This window comes from Paenibacillus sanguinis 2301083 = DSM 16941 (assembly GCF_000374825.1).
GTDB classification, from domain to species: domain Bacteria; phylum Bacillota; class Bacilli; order Paenibacillales; family Paenibacillaceae; genus Fontibacillus; species Fontibacillus sanguinis.
This window is the reverse complement of sequence record NZ_KB895383.1, coordinates 102,650-117,344: the sequence shown is the minus strand read 5'-3', so window position 1 is coordinate 117,344 and position 14,695 is coordinate 102,650. Positions and strand designations below refer to the sequence as shown.

Annotated in this window: 13 protein-coding genes; 4 read left to right on the top strand and 9 right to left on the bottom strand. The window is 51.8% G+C overall.

Features of this window, described 5'->3' with window-relative positions; translation table 11 throughout:
- Positions 1 to 119 precede the first annotated feature (119 nt).
- Complete coding sequence (infC, locus tag C557_RS0113855; RefSeq protein WP_026263486.1) at positions 120 to 611, bottom strand: translation initiation factor IF-3; 492 nt, start codon at positions 609 to 611, stop codon at positions 120 to 122.
- Positions 612 to 769: 158 nt separating this feature from the next.
- Entirely contained in the window at positions 770 to 1,396 is a 627-nt protein-coding gene (locus tag C557_RS0113850) for an FMN-dependent NADH-azoreductase (RefSeq protein ID WP_018752475.1), read from the bottom strand.
- 318 nt (positions 1,397 to 1,714) lie between these two features.
- Between C557_RS0113850 and C557_RS0113845 the strand changes: the two genes are divergently transcribed.
- Genes C557_RS0113845 through C557_RS0113830 form a run of 4 tightly spaced genes read left to right on the top strand, consistent with a single transcriptional unit; the run spans position 1,715 to position 4,910 of the window.
- The gene (locus C557_RS0113845) at positions 1,715 to 2,716 is read left to right on the top strand and encodes a multicopper oxidase domain-containing protein (protein ID WP_018752474.1); all 1,002 of its coding nucleotides are present in this window, start codon (positions 1,715 to 1,717) and stop codon (positions 2,714 to 2,716) included.
- 49 nt (positions 2,717 to 2,765) lie between these two features.
- The gene (locus tag C557_RS0113840; RefSeq protein ID WP_018752473.1) at positions 2,766 to 3,332 is read left to right on the top strand and encodes a DUF2249 domain-containing protein; all 567 of its coding nucleotides are present in this window, start codon (positions 2,766 to 2,768) and stop codon (positions 3,330 to 3,332) included.
- A gap of 14 nt (positions 3,333 to 3,346) precedes the next feature.
- Positions 3,347 to 4,588, top strand: a complete 1,242-nt coding sequence (locus C557_RS0113835; protein WP_018752472.1) for a heme-copper oxidase family protein — start codon at positions 3,347 to 3,349, stop codon at positions 4,586 to 4,588.
- A 22-nt stretch (positions 4,589 to 4,610) separates the two neighbouring features.
- Entirely contained in the window at positions 4,611 to 4,910 is a 300-nt protein-coding gene (locus C557_RS0113830; RefSeq protein WP_018752471.1) for a metal-sulfur cluster assembly factor, read from the top strand.
- A 60-nt stretch (positions 4,911 to 4,970) separates the two neighbouring features.
- Here C557_RS0113830 and C557_RS0113825 read toward each other — a convergent pair whose 3' ends face one another.
- From C557_RS0113825 to hrpB, 7 genes are all read right to left on the bottom strand, one after another.
- The gene (locus C557_RS0113825) at positions 4,971 to 5,348 is read right to left on the bottom strand and encodes a cupredoxin domain-containing protein (protein WP_018752470.1); all 378 of its coding nucleotides are present in this window, start codon (positions 5,346 to 5,348) and stop codon (positions 4,971 to 4,973) included.
- 127 nt (positions 5,349 to 5,475) lie between these two features.
- On the bottom strand, positions 5,476 to 6,126 hold the full coding sequence (locus tag C557_RS0113820) for a response regulator (protein ID WP_018752469.1): 651 nt from the start codon (positions 6,124 to 6,126) through the stop codon (positions 5,476 to 5,478).
- Positions 6,123 to 6,959: a sensor histidine kinase gene (locus C557_RS0113815; protein WP_018752468.1), complete on the bottom strand. Its 837-nt coding sequence runs from the start codon at positions 6,957 to 6,959 to the stop codon at positions 6,123 to 6,125. Before C557_RS0113815 ends, C557_RS0113820 begins: the two co-directional genes overlap by 4 nt.
- A gap of 225 nt (positions 6,960 to 7,184) precedes the next feature.
- Positions 7,185 to 8,666, bottom strand: coding sequence for an N-acetylglucosamine-specific PTS transporter subunit IIBC (nagE, locus tag C557_RS0113810; RefSeq protein WP_018752467.1), 1,482 nt, complete (start codon positions 8,664 to 8,666; stop codon positions 7,185 to 7,187).
- A gap of 32 nt (positions 8,667 to 8,698) precedes the next feature.
- Positions 8,699 to 9,196, bottom strand: coding sequence for a PTS sugar transporter subunit IIA (locus C557_RS0113805; protein ID WP_018752466.1), 498 nt, complete (start codon positions 9,194 to 9,196; stop codon positions 8,699 to 8,701).
- Positions 9,197 to 9,543: 347 nt separating this feature from the next.
- Positions 9,544 to 11,631, bottom strand: coding sequence for a glycosyl hydrolase family 18 protein (locus tag C557_RS0113800; RefSeq protein ID WP_018752465.1), 2,088 nt, complete (start codon positions 11,629 to 11,631; stop codon positions 9,544 to 9,546).
- A gap of 371 nt (positions 11,632 to 12,002) precedes the next feature.
- Positions 12,003 to 14,654 carry an ATP-dependent helicase HrpB gene (hrpB, locus tag C557_RS0113795; RefSeq protein WP_018752464.1) on the bottom strand — a complete coding sequence of 884 codons (2,652 nt, stop codon included), beginning with the start codon at positions 14,652 to 14,654 and terminating at the stop codon, positions 12,003 to 12,005.
- Positions 14,655 to 14,695: the final 41 nt, after the last annotated feature.

The window sequence follows — 14,695 nt, the reverse complement described above, 5'->3', positions numbered from 1 at the left end:
GATCCATTTTGCGAAGAAAATAATAGATTTCTGTCGTATTTCAACATACAGCAGATTGCCCTGCTGAGTATAACAGCAGGGCTCAGTAGTTTCTATTCGGGTAATTCTCACGTTATACTCTATTCTCGAACTGCCCTCAAGATGACCACGGCCTGCTTGCCGCTGACCTGAATCCCTCGTTCTTGCTGGCTGCAGTGCTTCAAATCGCGGGCCAATTCCTCTGCAAGCCTCCGTGCAGGCTCGGATTGCTTGCGATCCACAAGCACGGTTAATTGCACATCATGACCGGAGGACAACAGCCGCTCAGCTTGGCGCTTCTTGGTATCATAATCATGCCCCTCGATTTGTGCCGTGAGTCGAATTTCCTTCAGCTTGCCTCCTGTAGCCTGCTTGCGCTCTTGCCCCTTGATTTGACGTTGTTTGGCCTGATGCTCTGAGCCTCTTACCAATTGGCATGGCGGCGGACTGGAGAAAAGCGACGTACATACCAGGTCTACCTTTAAGGACTTCGCCAGCTTCAGCGCATCCTTCGTATTCATAATACCCAAATCTTCGCCATCCACACCAGTCACCCAGACTTCGGTAGCTTTTATTTTTTCATTCATGATAATCATTATGATTTCCCCGTCCCCGCTCATAGAATAGCCGTATTATAGCAGAGCTAGTGCATTTTGGCCAAACGCTCTGCCTTTCGGAATACCAAAAAAGCTGCTCTCCCCAAAAGGCTTCGGGAAAAGCAGCTTTATGCCAAACCAATTAAATCATGATATTAAAATTGTTTTGCAAGGGCAGCCGCACGCTGCACACCATCTTGAATGATGGCTTCCGCACGATCCGGGGATTGGTTATGTCCTTCCACAACCACAACCTCCGGATTGGTGACTCCCCAGAATGCCAAGGTATTCTTGACGTAGTTCAGGGACATTTCCAAAGCAGCCATCGGCCCTTCAGAATAAACACCACCGCGAGCATGAAGCAAAGCAACCTTCTTCTCACCAACTAACCCAACAGGGCCTTGTTCTGTATATTTAAAGGTCTTGCCTGCTTGGTTCAGGTAGAACAAATATGTCAAAAATTGAGCTGGAATCGTAAAGTTCCACAGCGGGAAGGCAAATACGACTTTATCAGCTTTCAGGAATTGCTCCAGATAGCCGTTTGCCAGAGTAGCCGCTTTTTGTTCTTCTGGCGTTGCAGGAATATCCTTGCCTGCTTTGAATAATCCATTAATCATGTCCATATCGTAGTACGGCAAATCCAATTCAAACAGATTCAATTCGATTATGGAATCCTGAGGATGTGTTTCTTTGTAAGCTTGCACAAAGCTTTCATAGAGTTTAACCGTTGCGGATTGCTCCGCCGGGCGGCCATTAGCTTTCACAAATAATACTTGAGACATATAGGTTCCCTCCAACCAATAATTTTTACTATCTTTTTTATAGTATCTATTTTTTGAAGTGTTACTTTCAAACAATAATATAATAAGGCCTATTCATTATTTTGTCAATTCTAGCTAACTTCATTTCTGTAATTTAAATTCGCTGTATCTCTATTTTGTGATATATAACAGAAATCCAAACCTTCCTTATGAAAATTTGACAACATTCAAGTGATTTATATCACAATCCCATTCTTCCTCTGCACGTACGCTTAGATTGCTTACCCTGAATGATACCCACAACAATCGGTTGATTCCTTGATAGAAAGGAAAATAGTTATGAAGCAGTCACAACTGCTGAGAGGGCTTATTTTCGTTCTCTCTGCCCTTATTATGATCGCTGCCGCCTGGCTTGCCTTTCCGCTTGGTCCGGACAAAGCCGAGCAGGATATAACGTCCTTGCAGGAAGCAGAGCGAATTAATCAAGCGCCTGTAGCTCCCATCATAGAGCGGGAAGGCAATGTGGTTCGCATTGAGATGACTGCCCAGCGGACGGATATCGAAATTTCGGACGGCGTCATTTACAATGCTTGGACCTTTAATGGAACAGTTCCTGGACCGGTCTTGCGTGTCAAACAAGGCGATTTGCTTAAATTTACACTCGTCAATAGGGACCCGGAGATGCCCCATTCCATGGATTTTCATGCGGTCCATGCCGCGCCAAGCCGCAAGTTCATCGAGATTATGCCTGACGAGCAAGGTACCTTCGAATACTCGGCAGACACGCCAGGCGTATTCATGTATCATTGCGGAGCCAGTCCCGTATTGCTCCATGTCGCCAACGGCATGTATGGAACCATCATCGTTGAGCCTGAAGACGGCTATGAGACCGATAGTGAAATTGATCAGTCCTATACACTGGTTCAGAGCGAATGGTATGCGGAGAATGACCTGGATGATTTTCAGCACGGCGACCCGGAATATGTGGTGTTTAATGGAGATGATTTCACTCTCAAGGAGAAGCCCCTGCTAGCCAAGGTCGGTGACAAGGTACGCCTGTATGTCATGAACGCAGGACCTAATCATGTATCCTCGTTCCATGTGGTTGGTACTACCTTTGACCGCGTTTATCTGGATGGGAATCCGCAAAACGTCCTTTATGGCATGCAAACGGTCCTGATCCCTGCTGGGGGCGGAGCCGTCGTTGAATTTACGGTGACAGAAGATGGCGATTACTCCGTATTGACCCATCAGCTAAACGATGCCTTCAAAGGAGCCATTGCCATCCTACGGGCTACTCATGACGGACTGGATCATGGAGGGCCTGCGATGAACCATTAATCAACTCCTGTGTATGAGAAATTTTCAATAAATTAAAGAGGTGATCGATATGAACCAGGCAGATGCCAAAGTCATTGAATTGGATGTACGAGAACAGCTCAGAAATAAGCTTGAGCCCTTTCAGCTTATCATGGATACCCTCAAAACGGTGGAGCAAGACGACATCTTCGTCCTCCATGCCACCTTCAAGCCCACACCGCTGATTGGCTTGCTGAAGATGAAAGGATTTGCCGGTAAAGCGGAGATGCAGGAGAAGGAGCATTGGGTAACCACTTTTGTTCACAAAAAGCACAAGGACTGGCTGGCACAGCAGCCCGAGGGTTCCGTTGAAGCGATAATACAAGAAAACCGTCCGAATGCTTCCTCTGATGCTCAGGACTGCTCCGGGGAACCGAAGCAAGTCATCATCGAACTGGACAATCGCGGGCTGGAACCGCCCCAGCCCATGGTTCGTACCCTTGCTGCCATTGGCCGCAGCAAGCCGGGTGGAGAGGTACACATCCACAACGATCGTATACCCGTCTTTCTGATTGAGGAGTTGAACAACCTGGGCTGTACTTATACCGTTGATGAGCAACCCGACGGATCAGCCAAGGTGAAGATACGCAAGCCTTAAGGAGGTGACCTGCTATGCCGGCAATGTCCCGTCTGCCTTTTCTATTTATTGTTACCGGGATTTTCGGATTCATCCTCTTTCACGCCACCTCGCTTATGTCACTTACAGGCTGGCTAGGCGAGGATATCCGCGGCCCGGCTGGCTGGTTCCAGGTCCATCTATTTGTATTGGGATGGGCAACTATGCTGGCGATGGGCGCCGTTTACCAATTAATTCATGTTATTTTGCAAACTAATCTCTACAGCGAACGGTTGGGCTATATCCACTATGTCTTGTTTACCGTCGGATTGTTTGGCTTGTTGCTAGGCTTCGTGCAAGGAGATACGTATTGGATTGGCGGCTTTGCCACCATTGCGTTCTCCGGCATCGTGCTATTCGTCTGGAATATGGCCGCAACGCTGCTGCGCGCAAAGCTTTGGAATGCCATCACCCTCAGCACCGCTTGTGCTGTGACCTTTTTGCTGTTAACCGGCTTAACCGGTATGACGATGGGAATCGGCTTTGCTACTGGCTGGGGTAGCGAATGGCATGAGAACCTGTTCGGCGCCCATATCTGGCTGGGAACGCTAGGGTGGTTTGGTCTTCTGATCACTGGCTTCAGCTACAAACTGCTACCCATGTTTTATTTATCCCATGACTATCCGATCCGCTTGGAGTATATCGTGCTTGGTTTGTGGAATATCGGGGTGCTTCTGGGGGCAGGTTCCTTTCTACTGGGCTCCCCCATCGGATTTAAGATTGCCGCTCTGGCACTGATTGTTATCGCACTCTGGACCTACAATATTCATTTGCTGCGAATCCGTAAAAAAAAGCACAAGCGCAGCCCTGGGGCCGGCATTGAATGGGCCGTTACTGGAAGCCAACTGCTTGCTTTATTCGCCACCTTGTTCGTCATCCGGGCCATCCTGCTGCCGGACAACTTGCTGGATACGTCCACTGTCTTGGTTGCAGGTTGGGTATATCTAAGCTGCTGGGTATCCTTTACTGTACTCGGTTATGTATCCAAGATTGTACCTTTCCTATGGTGGACCTATAAATACGGCAAACAAGCGGGTAAACCGGGAACACCAGTACTGGCTGATCTGCTGGATGATCGCAAGGTCAATCTTGGCTTAACCCTTATCTTGTGTGCCAATCTGACAGTTCTAATAGGGCTTGTTCTTGGGTCTTCGCTGGCTGTTGCACTGGGGGGCGCGGTGCTTTCGGTTGTTTCCCTCGCTTATATCACAATAATCGCTTTGGTATTTGCCCATTAAATTCAAGCTGGAGGAATGCTCTATGAACAGAATCGAACAAATTCGCGAAGCCTTACGCCAGGTCTACGATCCGGAGCTTGGCGTAAACATTGTTGATCTTGGACTGGTATATGACATTCGGGAGGAAGACGATCAGGTTTATATTCAGATGACCTTAACCACGCCGGGCTGTCCGATGCATGACACCATCGTAGGTGGTGTCCGCTTTGCGTTGAATGATCAGCTAGGCATCACAGATCCGGAGGTGGATATCGTTTGGGAGCCACGCTGGTCCCCAGCCAATATGTCTGAAGCCGCCAAGGAAGAACTTGGGCATTTTTGAAGGAAATCTCCATATAAAACAAGCGGGTTGTCCTCCTCAATGGACTACCCGCTTGTTTATTTATTTAACAATGAAAGTACCCTTCATTTGCTTATGATCCTTACCGCAAGAGATATTGCATGAGAATTCAAACTCTCCCGCTTGATCTGCAACAAAGGTTATGGTCTTCCCGCCCCGCACTTCCTGGTTATAGCCGGAAATTTTCAAGGAATGCATCCCTTGAGTGTTCACTAGCTTGATCCGCACCGTATCGCCCTGCTTGACCCTGATCTCCTTGGTATCATAACCGGATGGCTTGGCATGTATAGTAAACTCCTTGGCTGGCCCCTTCAGTGCAGATGGCTCTTCTCCAATATAACGCCCCGGTGCATTCGCACAAGCCGCCAGCAGAAGTATCCCGGCCAACAGACCTATCATTGATATCCAACGGTAGCTCATCTACGTCCCCTCCTTCATTTGAAGCTATTACTTCAAGTCTAGAATGGGAAGCAAACAGTGATTGTGATTTCTGTCACAACAAAATAAGTTTCATGTTATGTATCCCTGGTGTCCTCATTTAAGGCCGTTAAGTACGGCGGCGATCCACCCATCCCTGCTCCAGAGCGTATCTGGTTAATTGCACCCGGTTCTCCAAATGCAGCTTCTGCAAAATGTTCTTCAGATGGTTTTTGACCGTTTGATCAGAAATATGCAGCACTGCACCAATCTCGCGATTCGTCATCCCCTGGGCGACCCATCCAAGAATTTCTCGCTCTCGCGCCGTTAGTGGTGACGGCTCGCCCGCCTCTTTCTTCATTAGAGAGAATTCTTGCAGGATACGAAGCGCCAATTCGCTGGATAACGGGGCCTCATCACTGGCGATGGCCCGCAAGTACTCCAGCCAGGTGCCAGGCTCCAGATTCTTCAGCAGATAACCTTGTGCCCCTTGCTTCAATGCCTCAAATAAATGGGCGGCATCATCCGATACGGTAATCAGCACAATTTTGACATAGGGGTAACGCAGCTTGATTTCCCGCGTTGCCTCCAGCCCGTCTTTGCCAGGCATGTGAATATCCATCAAAATTAAATCCGGCATCCATAGCTCGGTCTGCGAGATGGCTTCATCACCATTCTCGGCGTAAGCTACAATCTCAAAGTCTGGATCCTCTGCCAGAATATCTCCGATCGCTTCCCGCGCATGAGGATGATCATCAACGACCAGCACCCGCACCTTCATACGTCCACCCCTCCCGTAATTTGCAACGTGGTAGCTCCCGGACGGGAGGTCACCTGCAGCGTCCACCCCATTCCACTAGCCCGCTCCCGCATAATTTGCAAGCCATAACGTCCTGGTTCGGCTGCCTCCTGAATGGCAAAGCCACTTCCATGATCCATTACAGTTGCTTGAAAGGATTCGGCATTACCACTGGCTTCAATCCATACCTCCGAGACTCCAGCATGTTTTCCTACATTAAAAAGAGCCTCACGAATGCAGGATAATAGCTCCATCCTGGCTTTCGTCGACCACGCTTCCTCACGTAGCTGCCAATCCATATGCAGAACCAATTGCTGCTCGGCTGCCATTTGCCGGATCAATGCTGGCATGGACGCGCTAGCCGCTCCCTCCTCCTTGATATCAGCAGGAATTCGCAAATCCGAGATGGCCTCACGGACATAACGGTTAACCTTGTGAATGGCCTTTCGCAGTTCATGCCACTCCTCATCTCCGCTGCTCCCACTGTGTTGCCGCTGTGCCCGGTCGACCTTCACCGATAACAGAAATAGCGACTGGGCTATGCCGTCATGAAGCTCACGGGCAAGCTGCTCCCGTTGCTCCAGCTTGGCCTTTAACGCCCGCTCCCGTTGCAATTCCTCCTGCATTTGCTCCAGATAAGAGAACCAACGATTCAGCAATGTTATACTAACCGCAAATAAAATCACCGGGGTCAATACGTTACCCAAATCCATAGATATATAAGGCATTAAAAATTGGTGGCGTACGTATTCCCATAAGCCGACGATTAGCGTAGGAACAATCAAGATCATCCACTTTGTAAATCTGTATGACAACTTTGCACCTACCTCCTTATTTGCTTCAACCCTTATCGACTTAACTTTACATAACGACGCACCGAACTGGCAAGTCCAGCAGAAAAGTAGCAAAAATGAATCCTATTTCCCCCTTGAACCGTAAATAGAAAAAGCAGAGCGGAATTGCCCTTCCGCCCTGCTGATGTTTTACGTGTATTGCCGTCGGACTGTTGAAAAGGAGTATTATCGCTCAACAGTTTGATCTTACAGCAATTTCTTGATATCATCCTTGATCGCTTCGGATTGTGGCCCGAATACGACTTGGACTGCGCCTTTGCCTAATCTCATGACGCCTGCTGCGCCAAGCTGCTTCAATCCGGCATCATTTACCATCTTGTCGTCTTTGACGATCAGGCGAAGGCGGGTAATACACGCATCCACCGACTCCACGTTCTCCGGACCACCGATGTTCGCCAATATTTTGGCTGATCTGCTATCCATGGACGATGCCGATCCTGTAGCAGGAGTAGCAGTTAATGTATCTGCTTCAGCTACCTCACCAACTTCATCTGCCGCTTCGCGCCCCGGTGTCTTCAAGTTAAACTTGACGATCATGAAGCGGAAGATCACATAATAGACAACAGCTGTAACCAAGCCTACCGGAATCAATAACAAAGGTTTTGTTGAAATTTGATAGTTAATAGCATAGTCAATGAAACCTGCTGAAAATCCAAAGCCCAGCTTCATGCCCAGCGCATAAGTAACATACGCGGCAACTCCAGACAACAAGGCATGAACGCCATACAACAAAGGGGCCACAAACATGAACGCGAATTCAAGAGGTTCAGTAATCCCTGTCAAGAAAGAAGCAAGCGCTGCTCCGAGGAAGATGGAGCTAATCAGTTTGCGTCTTTCCGGTCTGGCCGTATGAATGATGGCAAAAGCTGCGGCCGGCAGACCAAACATCATGATAGGGAAGAAGCCTGTCATGAACATGCCCGCCGTTGGATCACCGGCGAAGAAGCGGTGCAAGTCCCCGTGAATGACATCTCCGGCAGCATTGGTGAAATCCCCGATTTGGAACCAAACGATGGAATTAAGAATGTGATGCAGACCAAATGGAATCAATAAGCGGTTGGCTACGATATGAATAGCCGAGCCAAACCCGCCGAGGCTGGTGACCCAGTTGCCAAACGTATCAAGCGCACTCTGTACCGGTCCCCAGATCAGACCAAGAATCAAGCCGACGACAACCATCGTTAACGCAGTGATCATGGGTACAAAACGTTTGCCTCCAAAGAAGCCCAGCCAATCCGGCAGCTTAATGTTATGGTATCGCTTGTAAAGATACGCGGAGATACAACCTACAATAATTCCGCCCAGGACCCCCATGTTGAGCTTCGTATCAGGAGATTGCATAAGCTCCGGGAAAATTCCCGGTACCCGGTCCAATACGTTCAACAGGATTAACTGGCCGATAACCGCTGACAAAGCCGCTACAGCATCCCCGGCCAAACCAATTGCCACACCAACGGCAAAAATAAGCGGAAGATTATCAAATATCGTTCCCCCGCCTGCCGCCAGGAATGGAGCAATGTAAGTGTTCAGGAATCCCCCAACCGACTGTCCCAAGTGAAATTCGTTAATGTAGTCGATGCTTCCGAACCTGAGCAGAATAGCTGCAGCAGGCAATGTTGCAACCGGCAGCATTAATGACTTACCGATTTTCTGGAGAAAAGCTAGCATCCTTGAATCATCCTTTCCTGACCTTTAGTTTATTATTGTAAAACCGCCTTCAAAACAACATTTCTGCCTGCCGTCACAGGACCGGTGACAATTTCTACACTGCTCGCTGCTTCTTCAGCGTTTGTTACTATAATTGGCGAAATGACCGGATAGCCGGCTGCCCGGATTTTGGCGATGTCAAATTCAATCAATAATTGACCTGCCTTGACTTGATCGCCTGCCGCAACATGGGTGACAAAGCCATCGCCTTTAAGCGAGACCGTATTGATGCCCAGGTGAAACAAGAATTGCAGACCTGTCTGGCTCTCGATCATCAACGCATGGCTGCTTTTGATCACATGAACAACCTTTCCGTCAAACGGGGCCACCAATCTTCCCTCGGTGGGCTCAATCGCTAAGCCTGGGCCCATATGCCCCCCGGCAAAGGCTTCGTCAGGAACCTGGGTCAAGGCTACGGCCTCCCCGGTAAGTGGAGACGCAATTTCTACAGCCTTCTTCTCCATGTTTTTCTTTCTCCATTTCAACAACAAAATGATTTCCTCCCCCAACAAATTCTGTGTGTCTCTCTACGCAACGCTTGAACCAACTGTTTCTGACTTTTGATGCAATATTACCCAATTGGACAGGCAATAAAAAAGAGCCAAGAAAAGAATCCCATGTTGCGGGTTTACTCTTCTTGGCTCATGCCCATTCATTCATGGTAACACGCCAAAGGTCAATTCATTTCGGTTATGTGATTATAATAGTTCAACCATTGTCCAGCGTCAACCATAAAATTGGAAGCGTTCACGCTATATTTTTTCCAGTCCCTGATACCTGAATTTCAAGGAGAAATCCTTCTAAATAAGCGGGTAATATATTCCACAACTGTCCACCTCTATTGAGCCTGGAACAAAGCAGGTACTTGATCCGGTTCCCATCCAGGCAACGAGGTATGCGATTGGATCACTTTATAAATAATGCCGTTGTGGGAAACGAGTTGGTTGACGGTATACGCCGTATAAGGCGCCCAGGCCTCAACTCCCGTATCCCCGGAATCCGTCACAGCCGTTACGGCATTGCTGGCCGGTGAGCTATTCCCCGCAGCATCCTTTGCTACCACAGTGAAGGTATACGACGTCGATGGGGTTAGGCCACTGATAGTTGCCGTCAGATCACTGACCGATGCCGCCAGTTGATTTCCATTGTAAACCTCATAAGCAGCTACACCTACATTATCGGTAGCGGCTTCCCAGCTTAAGGATACTGTTGTCGAGGTCTTGCCTGTCACGCTCAAATTGCCAGGTGCGGTGGGTGGAACCGTATCGCCCGGAATGGTTCCCGCTTCCGTTGTTGCACTTACCGCTCCGCTTGCGGGAGACGTGTTGCCCGCCGCATCTCGGGCTACCACAGTAAAGCTGTAAGTCGTGGATGGGGTCAGACCACTGATGGTCGCTGTTGTACCATTCACGGCGGCAGCCTGTGCCCCATCGCGGTAGACTACATAGCCCGCTACGCCAACATCATCAGAGGAAGCCTGCCATGTTAACGTGATGGAGGTGCTTGTCTGGCCAGCAACGGTTACACCGGTGGGAGTTGTCGGTGGAGTCGTATCTTCCGGCGGGGTAACCGTACCGCCAAGATCATTCCGCAGCTTGGTTTGCAGCGTCTTGTTACGATCACTGCTCAGCTCCCAGAACATAGCTCCAGCCAAGCCACGATTCTTGATGTAATCGGTCTTGAAGCCGATGGATTGCGTATCATCGTAAGTGATGAACCGCCCGCTAGACGGATTGTGCAAATAAGGCACCTTGGCGGTATCGTTCCAGTAGCGGGTATAGCCGTTTTTGTTGATGTAGTTGGCTTCCAAATCGCTGAAATCGAACACGCCCGGCTCCCACGTTCCCGATGAGGAAGCCCCGCTTGCCCCTTGATATTGCCCGTCGCCGCCAGTAACTCCATCCCAGCCCCGTCCATAGAAAGGTACGCCAAGTACCAGCTTGCTGGCCGGAACTCCTGCATTCAGATGCCCCTGGACCGCCACATCTCCATTGAAGGTCGAGGCGCTTGGCACACCGGCAGCTTCAGCCGCCGGATCAAAGTACAGCGGAGCGTTATGGGCAGTCATCTGCTGCCATCCTCCATTGAAATCATAAGTCATGATATTAATCCAATCCACAATCGAAGCGATATTGCCAAGCTCCGTATTGTTCACGAAGGCGGGTGATGCGCCGGAAGCAATCGTCAACAGATAATGTTTGCCGTCGGCCGCACCTGCCGCATCCAGCTTGGTACGGATTTCTTGCAGCAGTTTTGTGTAATTTTGCTTATCCTCCGCACGGTAGCTGTTGCCTGGAAGTCCGCCCGAAACCGGGTATTCCCAATCCAGGTCGACCCCGTCAAAATTGAATTTGCGCAGGAAATCTACGGCTGAATTAGCAAAGGTCTCGCGAGTGACTTGACTGGCTGCCACATCACTGAAGCGATTGGACCAGGTCCAGCCACCTACCGAAATAATTGTTTTCAGATGAGGATTGGCTTGCTTCAGCTTGTTTAACTGATGAATGTTGCCCGCATAGGGCTGATCCCAAACATCGCCCGGAAATTGCTTGCCGGTATCAATCCACGGATCTCCCAGCACAATCGTGCCATTGGGAACATGAATCGTCTGTCCCTTCTCGTCCTGGGTAGGCCATGTGACCGGATTAGGCCCTGTAGGATCAGGATTACCATGCCGTCCATCCCAGGCGATATCGGCAAAGGCATAATTAATATGCGTAATTTTGGAAGCATCAATATCATAAACGTTAAAATTGCGCGCATAGGCTCCCCATGACGGATAATAGGCCACAATCTTGTAATCCTCTGCTGCCTTTGCGGATTCAGGCTGGAAGAGACCTCCCGGAAGAAGCAGAGACAAGGCCAAACAGGTCAGCGTGAACAGCTTCCACTTTCTGGCGAAACGTGCATGTCTTTTTGAATGCATAACTTAGATCCCTCTCTCTCGTATTTAATGTGATGAAATAGAAATGGAATAAAGTAAGCAAACCACGTAAGCAAACCGCCTTTCCTATGAATCTGCTAAAGTTGGCCTAACTTTCTGCTTGGTCCGGGCAATCCCCTCCTATATGATATTGTAAAAGTTTACAAATCTATTGAATCACAATTAAAATGGCGATTAAAGGATAAATTTCTATTATTTTCTCGAATCTTCAGAAATAATTGGATAAAATGAGAGAAAGGAATAACAGCGCAGGCGCAAAAAAACAGCGCCCCAAAAGGAACGCTGCGATTGCAAGCCAAGTAGTCTGTCCTATATTGTTAAATTTGTGTAAATCTATCGGCATCTCTACCCGACTATCGTTTGCCCTCCGGCGGACGTACCCTGCGCGTTGCGGTGGCCTCAAGCGGGTCATCAGGCCAATAATGCTTGGGGTAACGGCCTTTCAGATCCTTTTTGACATCAAAATAGGTATTAGCCCAGAAGCTGCGTAAATCGGCTGTCACCTGTACGGGGCGGCTTGCTGGAGACAGCAGATGCAGCGTGATGGGAACTTGGCCAAAGCCAACGCATGGTGTCTCCATTAGTCCAAATACCTCCTGAAGCCGCACAGCGGCATACGGAGCCTGCGGCCCTTCGTAATGCACCTGAATGTTCGAGCCGCTGGGAACCAGCAGATGAGTAGGTGCTTCATCGTTTAGTGCTTGCTGTTGGGGCCAGGTAAGCCGATGCTCCAGAATGCTGTGCAAGGATAGGGCCTGCAGATCAGAACGCTTGCGAACGCCGGTTACATAGGGAGCCAGCCATTCTTCTGCCGTTGCGGACAAGGTCTCATCGGACACGTCTGGCCAATCGCTGTTCAGCCGATGCAGGAACAGCAGCCGCGCTTGCAGCTTGCGGGCCTTGTCGGTCCAGGGAAGTATCCCCACTCCCTTCGTGGCAACGGCATCCAGCCAGGCCTGAGCGATTTGCTCGGGACCTGGTTCAGGGTCAGGCTGCTCCTTCAACAAAATGGCGCCCAGTGTACGGCGAATTCGGGCGCGAACCGTACCCGAAGCCTCGTCCCAAACAGCACTCCGTTCCTCCCGAATATCCCGCGCACAGTAGTGGTACAGATCTTCTTCGTTCAGCGGAGCCGCTAGCCAGATTCGCCCCTCTGCCCCCTCATCGTCGATTTCGGCAATAGCGAGGAAGGAAGCCGCGCCTAACGAATCCTTTGTCGTCAGGTGGGCGCCACGCCCACTCCGCAGCAGATAGCGGCCATCCGGACGGCGTGCGGCGATGCGCTCCGGATAGGCGAAGGCCACCAGCAGGCCGCACCAGCGGTCTGCTGCTAAGGCCATCGCCGCTGAGGACGCACTGCCCGCGCTGGCCCGGATGGCTTCGCTGCCAGCCGAAGCCACAGCCGCCGGGGCCGCTGGCTCAAGCTCCGCGAGCCGCTGCGCCCACTGGCGCGCCAGGGCTGCGATGCGCTGCAAGGCGTCGCGGCCCTGTGTCGCCCGTGCGCCGGGCAAGCGGCCCGCGGCTTCCGCGGCGGCATGGGCACCGCCTGCAGCGGCTCCTGGCGCGGATGCCGGCTGCCCCGTGGCGGCCAGCACCAGCGCCAGGCTGCTGCGCAGGTCCGCGCCCCCGCCGGCTGGCCCGCGCAGCAGGCCTTGCTCCTCCAGCAGCGCGGCCAGGGCGCACGCTTCCGCGCCAAGCCCAAGCTCGCGGGCGCGCAGCAGCATATGCGCCAGGCGCGGATGCAGCCCGAGCGCAGCCATGCGGCGGCCGTGTGCCGTGACACGGCCGTTCTCGTCCAGCGCCCCCAGCTCACGCAGTAGCTGCACGGCGCGGGCATACGGCGGCGCCGGCGGAGCGTCCAGCCACGCCAGCTCATCCGGCGTGGCTGCTCCCCACGCGGCCAGTTCCAGCGCCAGCGGCGCCAGGTCCGCCTCCAGCATCTCCGGTGGCGTGCGCGCCTCAAGCTGGCGGTCAGCCTCCTCGCTCCAGAGGCGGTAGCATACGCCCGGGGCTGTACGCCCGGCCCGCCCTCGCCGCTGATCGACGGAGTCCCGTGCGGCTCGCACGGTGACCAGTCGGCTCATGCCGGTGCGAGGTGAGAAAAGCGATGTACGGCGCAGCCCGCTATCGATCACTACCGTCACACCGTTCACCGTCAAGCTGGACTCGGCGATGGACGTGGCCAGCACGATCTTGCGCTGCCCTGCGGGAGGCGCCTCGATAGCCCGTCGCTGCTCTGCTTGCGGCAGCGCTCCGTATAGCGGTGCCAGCAGGACGCCAGCCGGCAATCCCCCTGCTTGCAATGTATCACCGACGCGCCGAATTTCCCGCGCTCCCGGTAGAAAGACAAGCAAGCTGCCTTCATGCTCCGCCAGTGCACGACGAACCGCCCGCTCCACCTTTTGCTCCAGCGGTTCGCCTGATGCTCCCCCGACATGGATCGTATCCACAGGATACATGCGGCCCGCGCTTTGCACGACTGGGGCTCCATTCAGCAGCCCGGCAATCGGCGCCGGGTCCAGGGTAGCCGACATTACCAGCAGCCGCAGATCTTCGCGCAGCAGCTCACGGCTTTGCCACGCCAGAGCCAGGCCAAGATCCGCATGCAGGCTGCGTTCGTGGAACTCGTCAAAAATGATGAGCCCCGTGCCCAGCAAAGCCGGATCTTGCTGCAACATGCGTGTCAAAATCCCTTCGGTCACGACAGTGATCCGCGTCCTATCGGATACGCGGCTATCTCCGCGCATACGATAGCCCACGGTTGCTCCTGCGGGCTCGCCAAGCTGTGCTGCCATATATACGGCAGCCGAGCGCGCGGCAAGGCGACGGGGCTCCAGCAATAAAATATGCTGTCCTTCCAGCCATGGTTCGCTTAGCAAAGCAAGTGGAGTTCGTGTTGTTTTCCCCGCCCCCGGCTCCGCCAGCAGCACCGCGACTCCAGCCTTGCTCAGGGCTGCCTTTACCTCAGGAATAACTTCGTCGATCGGCATCGGTACAATAGTCATGTTTCTCTCCTTACAATATAAAAGTAGCTTGATGCTTGGAA